This window comes from Vibrio sp. Vb0349 (assembly GCF_033338975.1).
In genome coordinates this window covers 31,739-53,190 of record NZ_JAWOTS010000025.1, presented here as the reverse complement: position 1 = coordinate 53,190, position 21,452 = coordinate 31,739, and the positions used below count along the sequence as shown (strand labels likewise).

The window sequence follows — 21,452 nt, the reverse complement described above, 5'->3', positions numbered from 1 at the left end:
AACTGTCATCTGTAATTTCTACTATCCAATCAGCAACTTGTACGCTGAGGTAAATATGGATAGTTCAACCCCTTTTCGTCTCCCTCGTAAAACGCCGTTTGGCATTGGTGAAAACGTTGCTGAATGGGCAACCGGTTTAAACCAACTTGATAAGTTCTACGCCCAACGCCCCGTTAATGCCGATACCAAAACTTTTCTCCGCTTCACGCTGGATATCTTAGGTATCGATTATCGCATTGCTCATGGTTCACTCGACTCAGTACCTAAACAAGGTGCTACCGTCATTGTGGCGAACCATCCGCTTGGTTGTGTGGAAGGCGTCATCTTGGCCGAACTCTTGTTGATGGTACGAGACGATATCCAAATTCTAGCCAATCACTACCTGAAAACCGTGCCGGAGTTAGATCAGCTCTTCATTGGTGTCGATGTGTTTGAAGGCAAAGACGCCGTCAAATCGAATATGAAGGCCCTCAGAGCGGCTAATAAACACCTAGCAAGTGGCGGCTTATTGCTTGTCTTTCCTGCCGGTGAGGTTTCCCAGTTAGTCGATGCCAAACAGCAACGCTTGGAAGATAAAGCGTGGAGTCGAAGCGTAAGTAGCCTAATCCGCAAAAACAAAGCAACGACAGTTCCAGTATTCATCAGTGGTCAGAACTCGAAACGCTTCTATATGGCAGGGAAAATCCATCCACTTTTGCGCACCCTACTGCTCGGGCGGGAGCTACTGAACAAACAGGCGCAAACCATCAACTTATCCTTTGGCCAAGCGATAAAATTTAAAGAGCTGAACACACTTAGCGATGATCAAGTGGTGAACTATTTGCGGCTCAACACTTACTTACTCAATCGTGAAATCCAATCGGTGGAGCCCTCTTCCTCATCAGAACGGCTCTCACCAATAGCGGCAGGGTTACCCGTAGGCGAATTGCTTGAAGAACTGAACAACTTACCAAAAGAGTCCAAGCTGCTAACAAGTGGTGAGTTCGATGTTTACTGCACGGAGTCGCAGAGTATCCCTTCCCTACTGCATGAAATTGGTCGCCTACGTGAGCTCAATTTTAGACAAGTTGGCGAAGGGACTGGACTAGCAATAGACATTGACCATTTCGATCATGATTACCTGCATCTGTTTGTGTGGGACAGAGAGAACCAATGCTTGGTGGGCGCGTATCGTTTAGGTCTGGTTGATCAACTGATTGAAAAGCGCGGCGTAGCAGGTCTGTATTCACGAACGTTGTTTAACTATGACCAACGCTTTATCGACCAAATGGGTAAATCCATTGAGATGGGGCGCTCTGTGATTGCACAGCAATATCAAAAGAGCATGAGCGCGCTACTGCTGCTGTGGAAAGGCATCGCAACGTTCGTTCATCAAAACCCAGATTACACTCACCTATTTGGTCCGGTAAGCATTAGCAACGACTATAGTGATACTGCACGCCAACTGCTGGCTCAATCAATGACGCTTCACCACTACGATAACAACTGCGCAGAGTATGTCACACCTTCTAACCCACTTCCTGAGCACCACCGTGACTGGAACACCAGCATGCTCACTGCTCTGGGTGATTTACAGCTATTGTCACGTGTCATTGCCAGAATCGATGAAGGGAAAGGAGTGCCCGTTTTGCTGCGTCAGTACTTAAGCCTCAATGGCAAGCTGGTATGCTTCAACGTCGACCCTGCATTCAATAACGCTCTAGATGGATTGATTATGGTGGATTTGCGCGATGTTCAAGAAAAGACGTTGGCAAGGTATATGGGACGCGAGCAAGCTCATGACTACCTCGTCTATCATACTAAATAGCAACGATGATTAAGAACAGTGATTAAATAGAGAGTTGGGAATCACAAGAAGAACCGTGTGGCGACTCTCTTTATTTGTACCCTTTCATTAACTAATTAGGCGTGCTCCGTGAAGTGCGCCGAAAAGAATCTTATAGATACAATCTATCGAAAGATCTAGATAGCATTTATCTCACCAATTCCGTCACAAACTTTCACAAAAAACAAAAGCAGACCCAAGTCACACTTTAAATCCACCACAACTCAACACAAAACGTGATATTGATCATCGCAAGTATTTAATTCGAATTTCAAAAAAAATCAAAAGTGATCAAAGTCACAAAGTATTTTGATTTTAAATTTGTCAGAAGATCGGATTGATCACTAAGATTTTTATTGACAGATTTAAAAGTGGCTTTTTGTTATTAAGTTACAAGTTAATAAGTTGAACTTGGTCACTTAAAAACCGTTTCTCAGCCTAAGAAATGCGGGCGTAGATCACGAAAAACCCGTTGTCAGTTCCAATTGGAAAATGTGTGGTAAATTGATTGGGTACTAAGCAATCAAACAAACGGTTTTGGCGAACCGTTTACTACAACAAGATTCATCAGAACATCGAACGGGGAATTGTTATGATATCACCAGATGCCAAGATCAAGATACAAAATTTTGGTCGTTTTCTGTCAAACATGGTAATGCCAAACATCGGCGCGTTTATCGCGTGGGGCTTTATCACTGCTCTATTTATCCCAACTGGATGGCTACCAAACGAAACGTTAGCCTCTATGGTTGGCCCAATGATTACCTACTTGCTGCCACTACTTATCGGTTACACCGGTGGTAAATTAGTTGGTGGCGATCGTGGTGCGGTAGTCGGTGCAATCACAACAATGGGTGTGATTGTCGGCACAGACATCCCAATGTTTATGGGTGCAATGATGGTCGGCCCAATGGGCGGCTGGGCTATCAAGAAATTCGATAACTACATCGATGGTAAAGTAAAAAGTGGCTTCGAGATGTTGGTTAACAACTTCTCTGCGGGCATCATCGGCATGCTATGTGCGATCCTTGCTTTCATCTTTATCGGTCCATTCGTAAAAATTCTTTCTGGTGGCTTGGCGGCAGGCGTTAACTTCCTAGTTTCTGCTCACCTACTACCACTAACTTCAATCTTCGTTGAACCTGCGAAGATCCTGTTCCTAAACAACGCGATCAACCACGGTATCTTCTCTCCGCTAGGTATCCAACAAGCGTCTGAGACAGGTCAATCGATCTTCTTCCTAATCGAAGCAAACCCAGGTCCTGGTCTTGGTATCCTGCTAGCTTACATGGTGTTTGGTAAAGGTACGGCTCGTCAAACTGCAGGTGGTGCATCAATCATCCACTTCTTCGGCGGTATCCACGAGATTTACTTCCCATACATCCTAATGAACCCTCGCCTAATCCTTGCGGCTATCGCAGGTGGTATGACTGGCGTATTCGTACTAACTATCTTTAACGCAGGTATCGTTTCTCCAGCATCACCAGGTTCAATCTTTGCAATCTTGTTGATGACTCAGAAAGGCTCAATCGTTGGTATTCTAGCGTCTATAGCTGCAGCAACAGGCGTGTCATTCGCCGTAGCAGCACTGCTAATGAAGACACAAACGTCAACAGAAGAAGACGGTGATGAAGCAGCACTAGAAAAAGCAACATCACAAATGAAAGACATGAAATCTGCATCTAAAAACGATGCGGTGGTAAACAGCCAAAGCAAAGGTGACGTAGACCTAGCGACAGTACAAAGCATCATTGTCGCTTGTGATGCGGGCATGGGCTCGAGTGCAATGGGCGCGAGCATGCTACGCAAAAAGGTTCAAGACGCAGGTCTGAACATCCACGTAACCAACCTTGCCATTAACAGCTTACCAGAGAGTGCAGATATCGTGATTACTCATAAAGACTTAACGGATCGTGCACGTAAGCATGCTCCAAACGCACACCACATTTCATTGACTAACTTCCTAGACAGCGAGATGTACAACCAGCTAGTCACCAAACTACTAGCAGCGCAAAACCAATCCGCAGCCAATGACGACCAAATGGTAAAAGTTTCGCTCGTGGCAGCAAACGACGACAACTTCGAGCCACAGCAAACGTCGGTGTTCCAAATCCAGCGTGAAAACATTCACCTAGGTTTGAAAGCTGCCAACAAAGAAGAAGCGATTCGCTTCGCGGGCAACAAGTTGGTCGAACTTGGCTACGCAGAACCAGAATACGTAGACGCGATGTTTGAGCGTGAAGCATTGGTTCCAACTTACCTAGGCGAATCTATCGCAGTGCCTCACGGCACGGTAGAAGCGAAAGACCGCGTTAAGAAAACCGGCATTGTAATCTGCCAATACCCATCGGGTATCCAATTTACTGAAGACGACGATGATGTAGCGAAACTGGTTATCGGCATTGCCGCTAAGAACGATGAGCACATCCAGGTGATTACCACCATTACGAACGCGCTCGATGAGCCGGAGGCAATTGAGAAGCTAACCAGCACCAACGATGTGGAAGAGATTCTGAACATCCTTGGCGGTCAACAAGCGGCTTAATTACCCCTTTAATTTGCTCCTGAGGCAAATGAGGTCAGCTGTCACCCCCTATGCGGTTGGCCTCCCCCTAGTTTCGTAAGTCAACATTTTAGACATTGGTAGGTAAGAATTATGAAAAACGCAGTTCATTTTGGCGCAGGTAACATTGGTCGTGGCTTCATCGGAAAACTCTTAGCAGATGCAGAAGTCGAGGTCACATTTGCAGACGTTGACGCTCCACTCGTCGACCAACTGAGTCACAAGCAAGAATACAAAGTAAAAGTGGTCGGTACTGAGTGCCAAATCGACACAGTAACTCACGTCACCGCGGTAAACTCAGCCAGTGAAGATGTCATCGACCGCATTGTAAAAACCGACTTGGTAACAACAGCGGTTGGCCCTAACGTACTGGACATCATTGCAAAAACCATCGCTACCGGCATTGCTAAACGCTTTGCAGCAGGTAACGATAAACCATTGAACATCATCGCGTGCGAAAACATGGTTCGTGGCACGACTCACCTAAAAGGTGAAGTGTACAAACATTTGGATGAATCATTACACGCGAAAGCAGACGAGCTAGTTGGCTTCGTCGACTCTGCAGTGGACCGCATCGTACCACCAGCAGAAGCGGCGAACGATGACCCACTAGAAGTCACTGTAGAGAGTTTTAGCGAATGGATTGTGGATGAGCAGCAATTCAAGGGCGAAATCCCTGACATAGCTGGCATGGAAAGAACCAACAACCTAATGGCATTCGTAGAACGCAAGCTATTCACTCTCAATACAGGCCACTGCATTACCGCTTACCTAGGTTGCTTGAAAGGCCATCGCACCATTCGTGAAGCAATTGAAGACCCAAGCATTCACGCTGAAGTAAAACAGGCGATGCAAGAGAGTGGTGAAGTGCTGATCAAACGCTACGGCTTCGACCGTGACATGCACAACGCCTACATCGAGAAGATTTTAGGACGCTTTGCCAACCCATACTTAGTGGATGAGGTGGATCGCGTAGGTCGTCAACCAATTAGAAAATTGGGTGCAAACGATAGATTAGTGAAGCCTTTACTCGGTACAATTGAGTATGGCACTGAAAATAAAACACTTTTGAAAGGCATTGCCGCTGCGTTGAAGTACACTAACGACACCGACCCACAAGCAGTAGAACTGCAAACCTCATTAAAAGAAGTGGGTGTGAAGAAGACGCTAGCGACATACACAGGTCTTGCAGAAGACAGTGATGAAGTGGCTCAAATCGAGACACTTTACAACCAACTTTGATTTACCTAGGGGAGCTTGGCTCCCCTTCTATGTCCTTCTCTGCTTGAAGAGTTGGGATAGCTAATAATTAGAAATGTATTCAGTATATGGCAGATAACATCAACGAAACCGAGATCATTGAGCGATTAAACAGCGCCCCATCGGTACGAGGCTTTTTCATTGCAGCAGTCGACGTTTTTAACGATTCGATCGACGGGTTAGTGCAAAGAATCTTTCGTAAAGATAACTTCGCTGTTCAATCGGTTGTCGGTCCGCTGCTACAAGACTCTGGACCGCTGGGCGATCTGTCTGTTCGTTTGAAGTTATTGTTTGGCTTGGGAGTGCTCCCCGATGACATTTACCACGACATCGAAGACATCATCAAACTCAAAAACCAACTCAATAGTGACGCTTCAGATTACGAATTCACTGACCCGAATATTCTAGAACCAATTAAGAAACTGCACTTGGTGAAGAAAATGGGCATGGTGCAACTGGAAGTCAGCGAACCAGATGACGACATCGACCTTGAGTTTTATCAGCTACAACTGCAACGTCAACAACAAATCATTAAGTCAGGGCTCTCACTTGCCATTGTCGAGATTTGCAATGAGCTCGGCAAAGACAGCCCTTTTTAATCGAAAAACTGGCACGGAAGCCTCCTCAACTCGCCCCTCTTTTTGCACATTCTTCTATACAACGTGCGTGAAAGCCATCACAGTCCATATTCCGATGTCTCTGTAACATCAGACCAATCTATCGCTAGTATTGAAACGGTATCGCATGCTTTCAATCGAAGACACTAAAACTAAGTGGGAGTTTTTCCAGAAACACCACTGGGTATCTCCAGAATTTTCCCGCACTCCCGTCCTCGAGTCGTGGGAGCGTTGCATAAAGCAATGCAGCCCTTACACCTGGTCAAAACCACATATTGCCTCTGGATTTACCTTCTCATCTCTAATGAAGCGCAACGAACATCTCATCGAATGCGCCACGACCGTACTTGAAGACACTTACGACATGCTAGGGGACGAAGACCTGGTATTGATGGTAACCGATGGCAACGGCTGTATCCTCTCTACCGTCGGGCACGACTCTATGCGACAAGAGATGCAAGCACTCGGCATAAAACAAGGCTGCTTTCTCTCCGAAGGAAAGATAGGCACAAATGCAGTCAATCTCTGTATCAATACTCATATCCCGTGTGAAGTTTTTGCTGCCGAACATTTCAATCGCCACTTGCACTCTTATGCCTCTGTAGCGGCGCCTGTTTTCGACCAATTTGGCAAATTACGCGGTACAACATGCCTTTTCAGAAAAGCGGAAAACTATAAGAAAGAAGACTTAGTCATCATCGCGTCGAGCGCGAAAGAAGTCAGCTTGCAAATCCACATTCAGTCGGAACAAGAAAACATGAACCGCCTCACTTGTGCGCATAACGCAACGTTAGAGTGCATGGATGACGGCCTTATGGCCTGGGATGAAGAAAGCCGTATAACCATGGTAAATCACCAATCAGAGCGCTTGTTAAACATTGAAGCCAGTCAGATCTTGGATAAAGAAGTCTTTTCTGTTTTACGCTTCCCACCGAATGTCCTTACTAGTATTGAGTCAGGTGCGAGCATCAACCGAAAACTCACAACGGTAGAGGTTCGTGGCGAGTTTGTTGAAGCGATCATCACCTTGCGTCCACTCAACGACGGCACACACTTATTGTTCTTGCACCCTATCGATAAAATTCGCGAACTTGCTCAACAACAAATAGGTGGCAGTGTGCGCTATACGTTCAGCACTTTGCCCGTCATTTCACGAAAAATGAAGCATGTCATTACCGTGGCAAAACGGGCCATAAAGTCCAAATCACCGATTCTAATTACAGGTGAAGAAGGCGTAGGAAAAGCCACTCTCGCCATGGCGATTCATAACGAAAGCACCTACAAAGAAGGGCCGTTCATTACGCTCAACTGCCGCTCCATCAATACAGAGCAACTGGTCAAAGAAACCCTGGGGTATGACGAAGGGCAAGGCATGCCTTCAAAGTTTGAGCTCGCCCATGGCGGTACGCTCTTTTTAGAAAAGGTGGAATATCTGTCACCCGATTTACAAGCCGTGCTACTTAAGTTGTTAAAAACTGGGCTCGTCAGCCGCAGCGACAGTTTGCGATTGATCCCCGTAGATTTTCAACTTATTACCAGCACCGCTTCAGAGATCAGCGAGTATGTCACTCAGCGCTCATTTGGTCGGCAACTTTATTATGAAATCTCCTCGAACGAGCTGCATATTCCACCACTACGAAAGCGTAAAGAAGACATTGAATTTCTCGTCCAGCAGCTTATCAGCCATTACGAACGCCGCCACAATGTGACGATCTCGATAGAGCCAGTCGCACTGGAAGCGTTGATGAATTTTCGTTGGTCAGGCAACAACTCTGAATTAAGAAACCGAACTGAGCGAATTTTGCTGAACCGCAGTTCCAACTTAATCAAGCTGAACGATATTCCTGAAGACATTAAACTGAATTCTCGCCATACCGCAGAAAATACGCCAGTAATCACGTTAGAAGAAGCCGAGAGAAGAGCGATTGTTCAGGCTTGGAATCAGTGTGATGGCAAAATGCATGATATGGCGAAAGCATTGCAAATTGGCCGCACGACCTTATGGAGAAAAATTAATAAGTTTGGGCTGCAGGAGCAAATGAAGCTGTATTAAGTCGTGAATTGGCGTTCCTATAACAAAAGTAAAACCGGCGTAAGCACGCCGGTATAGATGTACTAACGATACGGTTTCGATTAAACATCGACAGACAGCTGACGAATCTGCGCTTTTAGTCCCGGGAGCATACTCGAACTGGCGCTGAATTTTCGCAACCCCACGCGAAGCAATGTTTCTGTGGCATTTGGATCGCCAGCCATCTCACCACACATACTAACCGGTATGCCCGCGCGATCGCCTGCTGCACACGTGAGCTCAATGGCTTTTAGTACCGATGGTTCAAAGTAGTTCACCAATTCAGCAACAGCGGCGTTACCTCGATCGGCAGCCATAACATATTGAGTCAAATCATTGGTGCCAATAGAGAAAAAGTCGACTTCTTGGGCTAACGCATCAGCATTTAACACCGCGGCTGGTACCTCAATCATAATACCAACGGGCAAATGAGTCACATCCAAGCCGAGTTGGTTTGCTTGATGCGCCAACAGCACTTTTACTTTTCTCACTTCTTCAACCTGAGCCACCATCGGTATCATCAATTGAATATTCGGTTGCTCGTGAAAGGCTCTCAGAATGGCTCGAAGTTGAGCGGCAAACAATGACTCATGTTGAAGGCACAACCGCACCCCTCTCAAACCTAAAAATGGATTATCTTCTGCTGGCATAGGATAAGCGGCTAAAGGCTTGTCACCGCCAACATCTAGACTACGAATCGTAAGTGGCTTATCACCAAGTGCGGCGGCAATATCACGATACACTTGGTATTGCGCTTCCTCAGTCGGCAACTCATCACTGTTTTGAAATAGAAACTCAGTCCGGAATAGACCAACGCCTTCAGCTCCTGATGTTAGTGCATCATCAATATCTTTCGGTCCACCAATATTGGCGAATACTGGAATATGGACACCATCACAGGTGACTGCGACTTGCTGAGCACTCGCTAGTGCACTCTGTCGGGAATTTTGCCACTCAATTTGCTGAGCTTCTAATTCCTGCTGTACGGAATCTGAAGGAGAAAACCATAAATGCCCTCGGAAGCCATCAATAGTCACCACTTGACCAGCACGCACAGCATCAAGGCAGCCCTGAGCTTTAACGATGGCAGGAATCCCCATCGCACGAGCAAGAATCGCACTGTGAGAGGTTTTTCCTCCTTCACTCAAACAGATACCAAGCACTTTCGATTTATCAAGCCCGGCCACATCAGAAGGCATCAGGTCGCGGGCCAACAAAATACTCGGTTCCTGAATGTCGATGGCATTAGGCGTTACACCTGTCATTTCGACCATAACTTGGCGTGCGATATCATGGACATCTGCTTCGCGTTCCCGCATGTACTGACTTTCTGCCTGGCGAAACTCTTCGGCCAACGTTTGCAGTGATTCTACCCAAGCTTGCTCGGCTATCATGCCCGTTTGAATTCGCGACTCGACCGATGCCCATAATTCTGGGTCACTGAGCATCATGCTATGAGCGGAAAATATTTCCCCTTTCAGCTGCTTCGCTTGCTCCTGCAAATGTTGAACAACCACGCCTATCGCACGCTTAACCCGTTCAATTTCATCTTGTTCACTTTGGAAATCACGTTCAGGCACTGCTGGCATTTCATGAGTAAAAAGGACAGCAGGAGCAGTAGCGATACCGTCATTGACTCGAATACCAACAACAGCACTTTCAATCTGACTTGAGGCCATGCCATCGAGCAGAGTATCTGAACTTTCTTCAGGTTCGATAATGCCTTGCTCAACCGCCTCTTTTTCTCCGAAGTGCTCATAAGCTAAGGCTTCAAATGCCTTGATTGCTTCACTGGATTGAGGTCCAAGTGCGCATAAGGTGATCGTCTCTTGACTACGAACGCCAAGTTTCGCAATGCTGTTCAAGCTTTTCGCGTTCACACGGCGCTCGCCTTTTTTCAACCATAATTGGCAGTCGAAAGGCGCGAGTGCACCAACAATGGCCGCAGCGGGACGAGCATGTAATCCATGCGGATTTTGCACTACCCAATCAAATGTCCGTTCTTGCTCAAAGTTCTCTGATACTGGCGCTATCTCAGCGGATGTTAGTGGCTGATCACCAAGATGCTCTTGTTTTACGCTTAACGCATTCTGTGCCTCTTCGACTACCGTCGATAAAGGTAGTCCGGCAGCAGCAGCCACCGACGCCGCCATGGTTCCTTCAACAATAGGTGCCGAGATAAGGGTGACATTTTCCCTCACATGATCATCAATCAGGTCCAGAGCCATTTCCGTGCTAAGCAACGCGCTGCCAAGATCCATCAACACAACAACCCCTTGTTGATCTTGTACCTGCTCAATCGCTTCCATCACGGCAATGGCATCGGTTCCGATCGGGTTCTCTGGATCATCAATCCCAGCAGCAATCGCAAGCTTGGCTTTGCCTTGCGTCATTTGGGTGGCAAGTTCTGCCACCCCTTCTGCAAGTCGACGACTATGAGATACAACTACAATTCCCACCATCTTAATTACCTGCTATTGCCTGCTGTAGTGCTTTAATCATTAACAAAGAAGAGGTTGCACCGGGATCTTGGTGACCAATACTGCGTTCACCTAAATAGCTTGCTCGCCCTTTTTTCGCCAACATTTCAATCGTGGCAACCGCGTTCGTTTCTGCTAGCTCAACCATTTCATTAAGTAAGTGATCGGCGCTCATGCCATTTTCTAACGACGCCTTCACGCTAACTAAAACGGGTAACCAAACATCACACATGGTTTTATCACCCAGCTCTGCTTTACCACGAGACACCACGCCATCCACACCGCTTTTTAGTGCATCCACTAACTCTTCAAACGTTAATTGCTCTCGAGTTCCGACAGCGGCAGCCGTACGAATAAACAGCGTGCCATACAGCGGGCCACTTGCCCCACCGACACTAGAAAGCAAGGTCATACCCGTATTCTTGAGAATGCTGCCGATATTTTGGTCCGCAAATTGCGGCAGTTTTTCAGCAACTTTTTTAAAGCCACGGTTCATATTGAGACCGTGGTCGGCGTCACCAATATCACGATCAAGGTCGGTCAGAAAATCTTGATTCTCTTGATACGTTTTTGCACATAACTCTAGCCAGTGAACGATATGTTGTTTTTCAATTTGCATGTTTGCTCTCCCCTGTTACCACTTGATCGCGGCCGTATCGACAGGAGCATCAAACAGCTCCAACATCTCTTTGTCTGCCTTTAGCAACGTAATCGAAACGCCTTCCATATCAAGTGACGTACAGAAGTTACCAACCATATTACGCACGATACGGAACCCTGCTTGCTCGCAGTTATGAGCCAGACGACGGTACACTCCGTAAAGCTCTGAAGTTGGCGTACCACCCATACCATTCACCATCACGATGTAGTCGTGTTCAGCGGCGAAAGGCTCAATGCTGGATTCCACTTCATCCCATTCACCTTCGTCACGATTCCAAATACGCAATGTGCGCTGATAAGGTGTGTTTTCAGCAACTTCAGCAAACATTTCATCCACTAACGTATCGACATCGGTGTATTTCACTCGCTTGATACCTGGTTCACCATGGATACCAACACCAAACTCCACTTCATCATCTTCCAGAACAAAAGATGGTTTACCTGCTGCGGGTACAACACAAGCATTAAGCGCCACGCCAAATGAACGACAGTGATTATTCACGCGACGAGCCAGCGCTTCACATTGCTCCAACGAATAACCTTTGTTCGCGGCAGCCCCAACTAACTTTTCAACCAATACCGTTCCAGCAACGCCACGGCGACCAGCGGTGTATAGGCTGTCTTTGACTGCAACATCGTCATCCACCAACACCGACCCAACTTTGATACCATCGGTATGAAGCAGCTCCACAGCCGTTTCAAAGTTCAACACGTCTCCGGTGTAGTTTTTAATGATAAATAGCACGCCTTCACCAGTATTCACTTGGTTGCCACATTCGTACATTTGATCTGGCGTTGGTGAAGTAAACACCTCACCAGGACAGGCGCCTGTCAGCATGCCTTTACCAATAAAACCAGCGTGCAAAGGTTCATGACCACAGCCACCACCAGAAACCAGTGCCACTTGCCCCGGCGTTTCCTCGTGCCACATGTAACGAGGCTCGTAGTTCGCTTTTAGCTCAGGGCGGGACAATGCCAGGCCTTCCATTTGCTGCAATACAACATCATCGACTTGGTTAATTAACTTTTTCATCGTTCTATCTCATTCCATTTATATTTTTATGTAGGGTATGAATTCATCTTAAACAGAGAAAAAACGTGCTCAACAAAAATCAATCTGTTTCATATTGAAACAACGACTTCGGTATTTTCGTTTCAATATGAAACGAAAAACGACAGATTAGCTTGAATAGTGATCGGCGCCATAAAGCATGCTGATGCTTATTACTTCTGAGAGTCAGTTTGACACAGAGGTCATAAAAGCATGGAACAAACCAGAGATATCCTTCACCACCTACCACACCAAACCTAATATAAACCTTATCCCTACAATGGATATTCATTGCAGTCCAAAACACACAAAAAAAGGTTAAAGGTTTGAATTATGGACAAAATTATTATCAGCCCAAGCAAATACGTCCAAGGTGAACAAGTACTTACATCTATAGCTCACTATGTGAAAACATTGGGTGAACGTCCGTTAGTAATTGCCGATGAGTTCGTGACTAACCTGGTTGGTGATGACGTCAAACAAAGTTTTGCTGACGAAAAGCTTCCACTCACTATGAACATTTTTGGTGGCGAATGTTCGCGCGTTGAGATTGAACGCATCACGGACATTTGTGCCACTCAGAAACACGATGTCATTGTCGGTATTGGTGGTGGTAAAACGTTAGATACAGCAAAGGCTGTTGCGTTTTACACAAAAATTCCTGTCGTGGTGGTTCCTACGATTGCCTCGACTGATGCGCCAACCTCAGCGCTTGCGGTGATATACACACCTGAAGGTGAATTTGCAGAATATTTGATGATCCCTAAAAACCCAGACATGGTCATCATGGATACGTCAGTCATCGCCAAGGCCCCTGTTCGCTTACTTGTATCGGGGATGGGCGACGCGCTTTCCACCTACTTTGAAGCTCGTGCCAACATGACTTCTGGTAAGGCAACAATGGCTGGTGGGTTAGCGACGCGTTCAGCACAAGCGCTTGCGAAACTTTGCTATGAAACCTTGCTTGAAGATGGTGTAAAAGCAAAAGCTGCGGTAGAAAATGGTGTGAGCACCAAAGCGGTAGAAAACATTATTGAAGCCAATACATACCTAAGCGGTATCGGTTTTGAAAGCAGTGGTCTAGCGGGTGCTCACGCTATTCATAACGGCCTAACTAAGCTTGAAGAGTGTCATCATCTCTATCATGGTGAGAAAGTCGCGTTCGGCACACTTGTTCAGCTGGTACTAGAAAACGCAGCGATGGAAGAGATTAATACGGTTCTTGCATTCTGCCGCTCTGTAGGTCTACCAACCAACTTATTTGATATGGGCGTTAAAGAGCTTAACCACGCTAAGTTGCGCGAGGTCGCCGAAGCCTCAACGGCCGAGGGAGAAACCATCCACAATATGCCATTCCCAGTGACGGCAGAAAATGTCTACTCTGCAATTCTAACCGCTCACCAGTTGGGTCAATAACTCACAAACCTTAAAATGGGTTTAAATAAAAAAGCGGCACATACTCTCGCATGTGCCGCTCAGGATTTTTGCTGTTAAGCGTAATTACTCAACCGTCACCGCTTTCGCTAGGTTACGTGGTTGGTCTACGTCCGTACCTTTGATCAGTGCTACGTAGTAAGACAGCAACTGCATAGGGATGGTGTAGTAGATCGCCGCCGTGATTTCACTAACGTGAGGCATTGTGATGATCTTCATTGTCTCATCGCCTTCGAAGCCTGCGTCTGCATCTGCGAATACGTATAGAAGGCCGCCACGCGCACGCACTTCTTCAACGTTTGATTTTAGCTTTTCAAGTAGGTCGTTGCTTGGTGCAACCACAACAACTGGCATGTCAGCATCAATTAGGGCCAGAGGACCGTGTTTCAGTTCACCCGCCGCGTACGCTTCTGCGTGGATGTACGAGATCTCTTTCAGTTTTAGAGACGCTTCCATCGCGATTGGGTAGAACTCGCCACGGCCTAGGAACAATGTGTGGTGCTTGTCTGCAAAATCCGTTGCTAGTGCTTCAATTTCTTTCTCGAAAGAAAGTGCCGCGTTGATTTGCTTAGGAAGTGCGTGTAGCGCTTCAACAATCTCTTTTTCTTTCTCTTTGCTGATGCGACCTTGCTCTTTACCCAGTGCTGTTACCAGCATAAGTAGTGCAGAAAGCTGAGTCGTGAACGCTTTGGTTGAAGCCACGCCGATTTCGACGCCAGCGCGAGTCATGAATGCAAAATCTGATTCACGAACCAAAGAGGAACCCGCTACGTTACAGATGGTCATCGCCGCCATGTAACCTTTCTCTTTTGCTAGGCGAAGTGCTGCTAGCGTATCAGCGGTTTCACCAGACTGAGACAACGTGATCAATAGGCTGTTTGGGCGAGTCACAAACTTGCGGTAACGGAATTCAGACGCGATTTCTACATCACAGCTCACGCCTGCAATGTCTTCAAACCAGTAACGTGCCGTCATACCTGCGTTGTAAGACGTACCACACGCCACGATTTGTACGTGTTCTACTTTGCTTAGAATGTCTGCCGCGTGCACACCGATCGCATCTGTCACAACAGAATCTGACGTGATACGACCTTCCATTGTGTTGATCAACGCTTTAGGTTGCTCATAGATTTCTTTTTGCATGAAGTGACGGTATTGACCTTTATCACCTGCATCATGCTCTGCATTAGATTCAACAATTTCACGCTCAACTGGCTCACCCGTTGCATCAAACACAGTGACTTCACGGCGAGTAATTTCTGCTACGTCCCCTTCTTCTAGGTACATGAAACGGCGCGTAACGTTAAGTAATGCAAGTTGGTCAGACGCTAGGAAGTTTTCACCCACACCAAAACCGATCACGATCGGGCTGCCTGAACGCGCTACTACGATGCGTGAAGGATCTTTGCGATCCAACGCTACGGTGCCGTATGCGCCTTCAAGTTGTTTTGCTGTTTTTTGTACCGCTTCTAATAGCGTTTCTGAAGTACGAAGTTCCCACTCAACCATGTGTGCGATAACTTCTGTATCCGTTTGCGATTCAAACACGTAGCCACGAGATTGAAGCAGCTCACGCAGCTCTTCATGGTTTTCGATGATGCCGTTATGTACCACTGCGATATCACCAGACATGTGTGGGTGAGCATTGATTTCAGAAGGTTCACCGTGCGTCGCCCAACGAGTGTGCGCAATGCCAGTTCCGCCGATCACTTTTGCTTCTTCTACTGCATCAGCCAATTCTTGTACTTTACCCAAGCGACGAACGCGCGTTAGGTTTGATTCGCCATCAACAACCGCAACGCCAGCAGAGTCGTAACCGCGGTACTCTAAGCGGCGTAGACCTTCAACCAAAATTTCTGCAACATCTCGTTGTGCTACTGCACCTACGATTCCACACATGTGTTTATCTCCGTTTGTAGTTTTGTTCTTCCCTAGCCATGATTTCAAATAGAGGCAGCAAGCAAAGGCCTTTATCCAGAGGGAAGTAAAATATGAAACTGATTACATTATTAGGCGCAAATGACTTTCACGCCATGTTGTTCAATCTGTACTTTATGCTCTGCTTGGATATCTGCATCGGTCACCAACACATCAACTTGATGCCAAGCGAGCTCTAAGTTTGGGATCTTACGGCCGACTTTTTCGGACTCGATCATTACGATCACTTCACGTGACGCTTCTGCCATTACCTTACTTAAGCCAACCAATTCATTAAATGTCGTGGTTCCACGCTCGAGATCGATGCCATCCGCACCGATGAATAGTTGGTCAAAGTCGTAAGCTCGTAATACAGATTCGGCTACTTTGCCTTGAAAGGACTCTGAGTGCGTATCCCAAGTACCGCCAGTCATCAGCAGTGTCGGTTCGCTCTCTAATTCATTTAGGGCGTTAGCAACATGCAACGAGTTGGTCATGACCACTAAGCCACGTTTGTCATTCAACTGTTGAATCAGCGCGGCAGTCGTGCTGCCACTGTCGATCACGATGCGATTATGATCGCGAATCAATGATGCTGCTGCTTTTGCTAAGCTTAACTTTCGAGTCGAAACATTAGCGCCCAATTCTTCGTGAATGACTTCCTTTGGGATAGCAATCGCACCGCCATAGCGGCGTAGAAGTTGGCCGTTTTTCTCTAAAGAAGCTAAATCCTTTCTAATCGTGACCTCTGAGGTTTCGAATTTCTGAGCAAGTTCATCAACGCTGACTTCTCCTAGTTCAGAAACCAAGTTAGAAATGGCGTGTCTTCTTAATTGAGTATTTCGTTTCGACATTTAAGTTTTGATTTTAAGTTTCGATGTGAAACTTATTATAGTCAAACCGAAACTTTTAAGTCCATTTATTTCGATCCAAAAAATTAATATTTCTCGATAAAACCTTGTCCTAAGACAATTCTTAAACAGTGATATTGGATTCATTCAGTGGTAGAATTCGCCACCGAAAAGAAAAAAAATTACAGAATTGAAGGCTATTTTTTTGCAACTTTCTGCATATAAAGTGGGATTAGTCACAAAAAGGTAACCAAAATCGCCGATCTTTTAGTCATAAAATGACTAAACTTGGTGAAAGACTTTCAGAATCTGAAGTTCTAATAATGAGACGAAAAATCGGTGGGTGACAGGTACTAAATGTCATCAAAAACGTCCTGACTTCAGAGTAAATAACCGACTTTCAAATTGTAACTATACTTACCGGAGAGTATCTTCCATGAAAAAGACCAAAATCGTATGTACGATTGGCCCTAAAACAGAATCTGTAGAGAAGCTAACTGAACTAGTTAACGCAGGCATGAACGTAATGCGCCTTAACTTCTCTCACGGTGACTACGAAGAACACGGCACTCGTATCGCGAACTTCCGTAAAGTAATGGAAGCTACTGGCAAACCACTAGCAATTCTTCTAGATACTAAAGGTCCAGAAATCCGCACTATCAAGCTAGAAGGCGGTAACGATGTTGATCTAGTAGCAGGTCAAGAATTCACTTTCACAACTGACACTTCAGTTGTAGGTAACAAAGATAAAGTTGCAGTAACTTACGCTGGTTTCGCAGCAGACCTAAACGTAGGTAACACTATCCTAGTAGACGACGGTCTAATCGAGATGGAAGTTATCTCTAAGACTGAAACTGAAGTTAAATGTAAAGTTCTTAACAACGGTGCACTAGGCGAAAACAAAGGTGTTAACCTTCCTGGCGTTTCTGTAAACCTACCTGCACTATCTGAAAAAGATAAGAACGACCTTAAATTTGGTTGTGAGCAAGGCGTTGACTTCGTAGCAGCTTCTTTCATCCGTAAAGCGTCTGACGTTCAAGAAATCCGTGAAGTACTTGCTGCAAACGGCGGCGAGAACATCCACATCATCTCTAAGATCGAAAACCAAGAAGGTGTTGATAACTTCGACGAGATCCTAGAGCTTTCTGACGGCATCATGGTTGCTCGTGGTGACCTAGGTGTTGAAATCCCAGCTGAAGAAGTAATCTTCGCTCAGAAAATGATGATCGAGAAGTGTAACCGTGCACGTAAGATGGTTATCACTGCAACTCAAATGCTTGATTCTATGATCAACAACCCACGTCCTACTCGTGCGGAAGCAGGCGACGTTGCTAACGCGGTAATGGACGGTACTGACGCAGTAATGCTTTCTGGTGAAACGGCGAAAGGTAAATACCCTGTTGAAGCGGTAACTATCATGGCTCAAATCGCGAACCGTACTGACTCAGCGCTAAAAGCTGAACTAGGTTCTCGTCTAGACAGCCCACGTCTTCGTATCACTGAAGCAGTATGTAAAGGCGCTGTAGACACAGCTGAGAAACTAGCAGCTCCACTTATCGTTGTTGCAACTGAAGGCGGTAAGTCTGCACGTTCAGTACGTAAGTACTTCCCAACTGCAAACATCCTAGCGCTAACAACTAACAAGAAAACTGCTGCACAGCTAGTTCTAACTAAAGGTGTTACTCCAGTAGTTGTTGATTCAATCGAAAGCACTGACGCATTCTACGTAGCGGGTAAAGAACTTGCTCTAGAATCAGGTCTAGGTAACAAAGGCGATATCGTTGTTATGGTTTCTGGCGCTCTAGTTGCTTCAGGTACTACGAACACAGCTTCTGTACACGTACTATAAGACTGAACTTTTAACACTTCAGTTTCTTGAGAAGGAGGGCTTATGCCCTCCTTTTTTATATGGCTTTCTTGCTCTCATAATAGGCTAATTGTATTATTCACCTCTATCAGAATTTCGTACTGTTTAATTTTATCGTCACGATTAAAGTTTCTATGAGGTGTATGTGTCTAGTCCCACTCTTACCGACAAAGTATTAAGAATGATCCGTCAGGATATTCTCGATGGCGAGCTTAAACCAGGTCAAAAACTCGTGGTTGCCGAACTCAAAGAGAAGTACAACGTAGGAGCGTCACCCATTCGAGAAGCATTGGTGCAATTATCTTGGAGCAAATACGTCAAACTCGAGCCGCAAAAAGGCTGCTGGGTTGCACCTGTATGTAAAGATGAGTTACATGACTTGTACGAAAGCCTGCAAATGGTCTCCGCATGCTTACTCAGTAAGGCAATTACGATTGGCGATGAAAAATGGGAACTGGATGTACTAACTGCTTATCACAAGTTATCCCGAGTAAAACCTGGCGAAAGCTTTTGCTGGAGGGAATGGGAAGAGCGCCAAAATCAGTTTCTTACTGCGCTGTTTGAAGGTGCTGGCTCTGTCAATATGTTTGGGTTTTTCCGCGATCTACTCACGCAAATTAAACGCTACCAATACTTCGCGATGCAGATTTTAGGCACAGGGAACCCTGGGCACTGTAATCTCGATGAGCAAGAAATACTGATGAAGGCATCGCTAGACAAAAAGAGTCAGGATGCTTTAGGTTATCTAGAGCGTTATTTGAGACAGTCAATACAGTGTATCGAAGCCGCCATCGACAACCAATGTCGCATACTGGCTAGCGAATAACGCTGAGACTAAAAAGCGGGGGTCTATCCCCGTTTTTTCGTTTTTGTAAAAGCACTAAGCAATATCATCATAACTATGACACAGCGATACGCAGTTACGCCCTGCACTTTTTGACTCATACAAAGCAATATCAGCACATTTATACGTTCTTGTACGATCAGAGGTTAAATCACTATACCCAGCACTGACAGTAATGCCTCTATCACTACGCATTTGAACCGCGACACGTAGCCTGTTCAATACAATTTCAGCCTCTTCTAGTGTTGTATGCGGCATAATCACTGCAAATTCCTCACCACCGACACGAGATACAAAATCTGTGCTGCGGACTTCTTCTAGGAGGGTTTCTGCGACACTACAAATCACCTTGTCTCCTTCGTCGTGGCCAAGCTCGTCATTAATACGCTTAAAATGGTCAATATCAAACAACGCCAAACAAGCAGGAGGGCTATCAGGATAGCGTTCAATAATCCCCGCATATTGCGCCAATTGCTCTTCAAATTTTCGGCGGTTCCACAACCCCGTCAAGCCATCTTTTTCGCTTAGGTTTCGTAATTTTTCTTCTAACTCTTTTTGCCCAGAGATATCCACCAGCGACGTAATGTAATAACTCACTTTACCTGATTTGGTTAAATTCGCCTGAATACGCATTATTGCAGTAAAGACTTGATTAAACTTAGTTCGACAACGAATCTCCCCTTCCCATACGTGTTCACTCTTCAGTGTTTTCCAGATACTCAGGTTTGCTTCGAGATCTTCAGGTAGAAAAATTAAATGATGTGCACTCCAACCTTGGGCATGCTTGGTTGAGTAACCCATCATGTTTTCAAACTCTTGATTAACCATGATGATTCTATGTGAAGCATCCGAGATCATCACCGCAGTCATACCATCAAGAGCAGCTCGAGCCAACTTCGATTCCATACTATGACGCCGATAATGCAGAGCAAGGGCTGCCGTCGGCAAAGTGAAGCCGAGCACCAAACTTAGAACAAAAAACGCTTCTTGGATTAAGTCATCAATATCCCTCTGAGCTCGGGATAATAACTGCTCATTGGTAAGATCAATAACCAGATGAAGAGGTTCGCTAGAAACAAACTGGATGGTGCGATACGCGACCAAATTCGAACCATTGTAAGCATAGCCCGAATCTTTTGAATTTAAACTACGCCAAATGTTTGGGTACATCCGGCCAAAATTAAATTGAGAGCGAGCGGGAATTATATGGCCATACAAACGAGCTGATTTAGGGCTATCAATGTAAAATCCGTCACTTTTAATCAGCTCAATATGGAAATCAAGCACTGACGAATAGTTGAGTCGAGAAGATAAATAGTCAATATCAACATTAAGGACGAGATACCCTTCGCGCTTTCCGTTAAGCGAAATAGGCATCAAAATGCGCAGTGACGGGCTATAGGGATAGACTAACTCGCCATACTCTCGTTCTAAACCTATCCCCCACGAAGCGATTTCGCCATCGTCTAAGTTCTTAGCGAATTGAAAGTAATCTCGCTCTGACTTATTTTGCAATTTGATCGCGGGCAACGCAGCGCCTGTTTCAATCTCATAATTAATCCTCACTTTTTCTCGACCAGAAACATCAAGAAAGCGAATTTGCTTATACAACTTTTGATTGATTGCGACCGAGATCCACATGTCTTCTAAGATGGAACGGTTCACCCGGTTAGGTTGGCGCAGATATTCATACAGACTTTGGCTGTGACCAAGTAGGTCACTGATCGTTTCGATTTGATCCTGAATATTGCTGTATTCACGGCCAGTATAGGCCAATTGATGTAACGCTTCTTGAGCGGTGTTCTCAACATTGTTTTCTAACAACGTCAGATATTTCTGATAGTAGTAAGCGGCAGTGAGTGCACTAAAAAATAGTGCTGTCGCCAATAAGGTGCCGACTCGCTTAGGTACTTTCACACGTCTAATGCCTATCATGCTTACTAAAACGACAATTATATCATTAATTGTTATTTTCTAAACAAAAAAGCCACTTAGATTAAGTGGCTTTTCTA

The 21,452-nt window shown here is 45.6% G+C and carries 14 protein-coding genes; 8 read left to right on the top strand and 6 right to left on the bottom strand.

Annotated elements, in window-relative coordinates; genetic code table 11:
- Positions 1-55: 55 nt before the first annotated feature.
- From R7Q47_RS19665 to dhaR, 5 genes are all read left to right on the top strand, one after another.
- Entirely contained in the window at positions 56-1,807 is a 1,752-nt protein-coding gene (locus R7Q47_RS19665; RefSeq protein WP_318089344.1) for a lysophospholipid acyltransferase family protein, read from the top strand.
- 610 nt (positions 1,808-2,417) lie between these two features.
- The gene (locus R7Q47_RS19660) at positions 2,418-4,370 is read left to right on the top strand and encodes a PTS mannitol transporter subunit IICBA (RefSeq protein ID WP_318089343.1); all 1,953 of its coding nucleotides are present in this window, start codon (positions 2,418-2,420) and stop codon (positions 4,368-4,370) included.
- Between the two features lie 111 nt (positions 4,371-4,481).
- Positions 4,482-5,630 (top strand): mannitol-1-phosphate 5-dehydrogenase, encoded by a 1,149-nt coding sequence (locus tag R7Q47_RS19655; protein ID WP_053306863.1) that lies wholly within the window; start codon positions 4,482-4,484, stop codon positions 5,628-5,630.
- A gap of 86 nt (positions 5,631-5,716) precedes the next feature.
- Positions 5,717-6,247, top strand: a complete 531-nt coding sequence (locus tag R7Q47_RS19650) for an MltR family transcriptional regulator (protein WP_005379708.1) — start codon at positions 5,717-5,719, stop codon at positions 6,245-6,247.
- Between the two features lie 145 nt (positions 6,248-6,392).
- Positions 6,393-8,318 carry a dihydroxyacetone kinase operon transcriptional regulator DhaR gene (gene dhaR, locus R7Q47_RS19645; protein WP_318089342.1) on the top strand — a complete coding sequence of 642 codons (1,926 nt, stop codon included), beginning with the start codon at positions 6,393-6,395 and terminating at the stop codon, positions 8,316-8,318.
- An 80-nt stretch (positions 8,319-8,398) separates the two neighbouring features.
- Here the strand turns inward: dhaR and ptsP are convergent, their stop codons facing one another.
- From ptsP to dhaK, 3 genes are read right to left on the bottom strand one after another with little or no spacing between them, the layout of a single operon-like run.
- Positions 8,399-10,798, bottom strand: a complete 2,400-nt coding sequence (ptsP, locus tag R7Q47_RS19640) for a phosphoenolpyruvate--protein phosphotransferase (RefSeq protein WP_318089340.1) — start codon at positions 10,796-10,798, stop codon at positions 8,399-8,401.
- Between the two features lies 1 nt (position 10,799).
- On the bottom strand, positions 10,800-11,435 hold the full coding sequence (dhaL, locus tag R7Q47_RS19635; protein ID WP_005379705.1) for a dihydroxyacetone kinase subunit DhaL: 636 nt from the start codon (positions 11,433-11,435) through the stop codon (positions 10,800-10,802).
- Positions 11,436-11,450: 15 nt separating this feature from the next.
- A complete protein-coding gene (gene dhaK / locus R7Q47_RS19630) occupies positions 11,451-12,509 on the bottom strand; it encodes a dihydroxyacetone kinase subunit DhaK (protein WP_005383055.1) in 1,059 nt (352 codons plus the stop codon).
- A 351-nt stretch (positions 12,510-12,860) separates the two neighbouring features.
- On the opposite strand from dhaK, the gene R7Q47_RS19625 reads away from it, so the two are divergent.
- Entirely contained in the window at positions 12,861-13,943 is a 1,083-nt protein-coding gene (locus R7Q47_RS19625; protein WP_005379703.1) for a glycerol dehydrogenase, read from the top strand.
- Positions 13,944-14,027: 84 nt separating this feature from the next.
- Here R7Q47_RS19625 and glmS read toward each other — a convergent pair whose 3' ends face one another.
- Together glmS and R7Q47_RS19615 are read right to left on the bottom strand one after the other, a co-directional pair.
- The gene (glmS, locus tag R7Q47_RS19620; protein ID WP_005379702.1) at positions 14,028-15,860 is read right to left on the bottom strand and encodes a glutamine--fructose-6-phosphate transaminase (isomerizing); all 1,833 of its coding nucleotides are present in this window, start codon (positions 15,858-15,860) and stop codon (positions 14,028-14,030) included.
- Between the two features lie 110 nt (positions 15,861-15,970).
- Positions 15,971-16,732, bottom strand: coding sequence for a DeoR/GlpR family DNA-binding transcription regulator (locus tag R7Q47_RS19615; protein WP_151514452.1), 762 nt, complete (start codon positions 16,730-16,732; stop codon positions 15,971-15,973).
- Between the two features lie 433 nt (positions 16,733-17,165).
- On the opposite strand from R7Q47_RS19615, the gene pykF reads away from it, so the two are divergent.
- Positions 17,166-18,578, top strand: coding sequence for a pyruvate kinase PykF (pykF, locus tag R7Q47_RS19610; protein WP_005392243.1), 1,413 nt, complete (start codon positions 17,166-17,168; stop codon positions 18,576-18,578).
- Positions 18,579-18,735: 157 nt separating this feature from the next.
- On the top strand, positions 18,736-19,422 hold the full coding sequence (locus tag R7Q47_RS19605) for a GntR family transcriptional regulator (protein WP_213962887.1): 687 nt from the start codon (positions 18,736-18,738) through the stop codon (positions 19,420-19,422).
- Between the two features lie 54 nt (positions 19,423-19,476).
- Here R7Q47_RS19605 and R7Q47_RS19600 read toward each other — a convergent pair whose 3' ends face one another.
- Complete coding sequence (locus tag R7Q47_RS19600) at positions 19,477-21,357, bottom strand: GGDEF domain-containing protein (protein WP_206953635.1); 1,881 nt, start codon at positions 21,355-21,357, stop codon at positions 19,477-19,479.
- Positions 21,358-21,452 lie beyond the last annotated feature (95 nt).

Bases quoted from the DNA above. Each gene is read 5' to 3' on its own strand.
- R7Q47_RS19665 (WP_318089344.1), top strand. From the start codon at position 56: ATGGATAGTTCAACCCCTTTTCGTCTCCCTCGTAAAACGCCGTTTGGC.
- R7Q47_RS19660 (WP_318089343.1), top strand. From the start codon at position 2,418: ATGATATCACCAGATGCCAAGATCAAGATACAAAATTTTGGTCGTTTT.
- R7Q47_RS19655 (WP_053306863.1), top strand. From the start codon at position 4,482: ATGAAAAACGCAGTTCATTTTGGCGCAGGTAACATTGGTCGTGGCTTC.
- R7Q47_RS19650 (WP_005379708.1), top strand. From the start codon at position 5,717: ATGGCAGATAACATCAACGAAACCGAGATCATTGAGCGATTAAACAGC.
- dhaR (WP_318089342.1), top strand. From the start codon at position 6,393: ATGCTTTCAATCGAAGACACTAAAACTAAGTGGGAGTTTTTCCAGAAA.
- ptsP (WP_318089340.1), bottom strand. From the start codon at position 10,798: ATGGTGGGAATTGTAGTTGTATCTCATAGTCGTCGACTTGCAGAAGGG.
- dhaL (WP_005379705.1), bottom strand. From the start codon at position 11,435: ATGCAAATTGAAAAACAACATATCGTTCACTGGCTAGAGTTATGTGCA.
- dhaK (WP_005383055.1), bottom strand. From the start codon at position 12,509: ATGAAAAAGTTAATTAACCAAGTCGATGATGTTGTATTGCAGCAAATG.
- R7Q47_RS19625 (WP_005379703.1), top strand. From the start codon at position 12,861: ATGGACAAAATTATTATCAGCCCAAGCAAATACGTCCAAGGTGAACAA.
- glmS (WP_005379702.1), bottom strand. From the start codon at position 15,860: ATGTGTGGAATCGTAGGTGCAGTAGCACAACGAGATGTTGCAGAAATT.
- R7Q47_RS19615 (WP_151514452.1), bottom strand. From the start codon at position 16,732: ATGTCGAAACGAAATACTCAATTAAGAAGACACGCCATTTCTAACTTG.
- pykF (WP_005392243.1), top strand. From the start codon at position 17,166: ATGAAAAAGACCAAAATCGTATGTACGATTGGCCCTAAAACAGAATCT.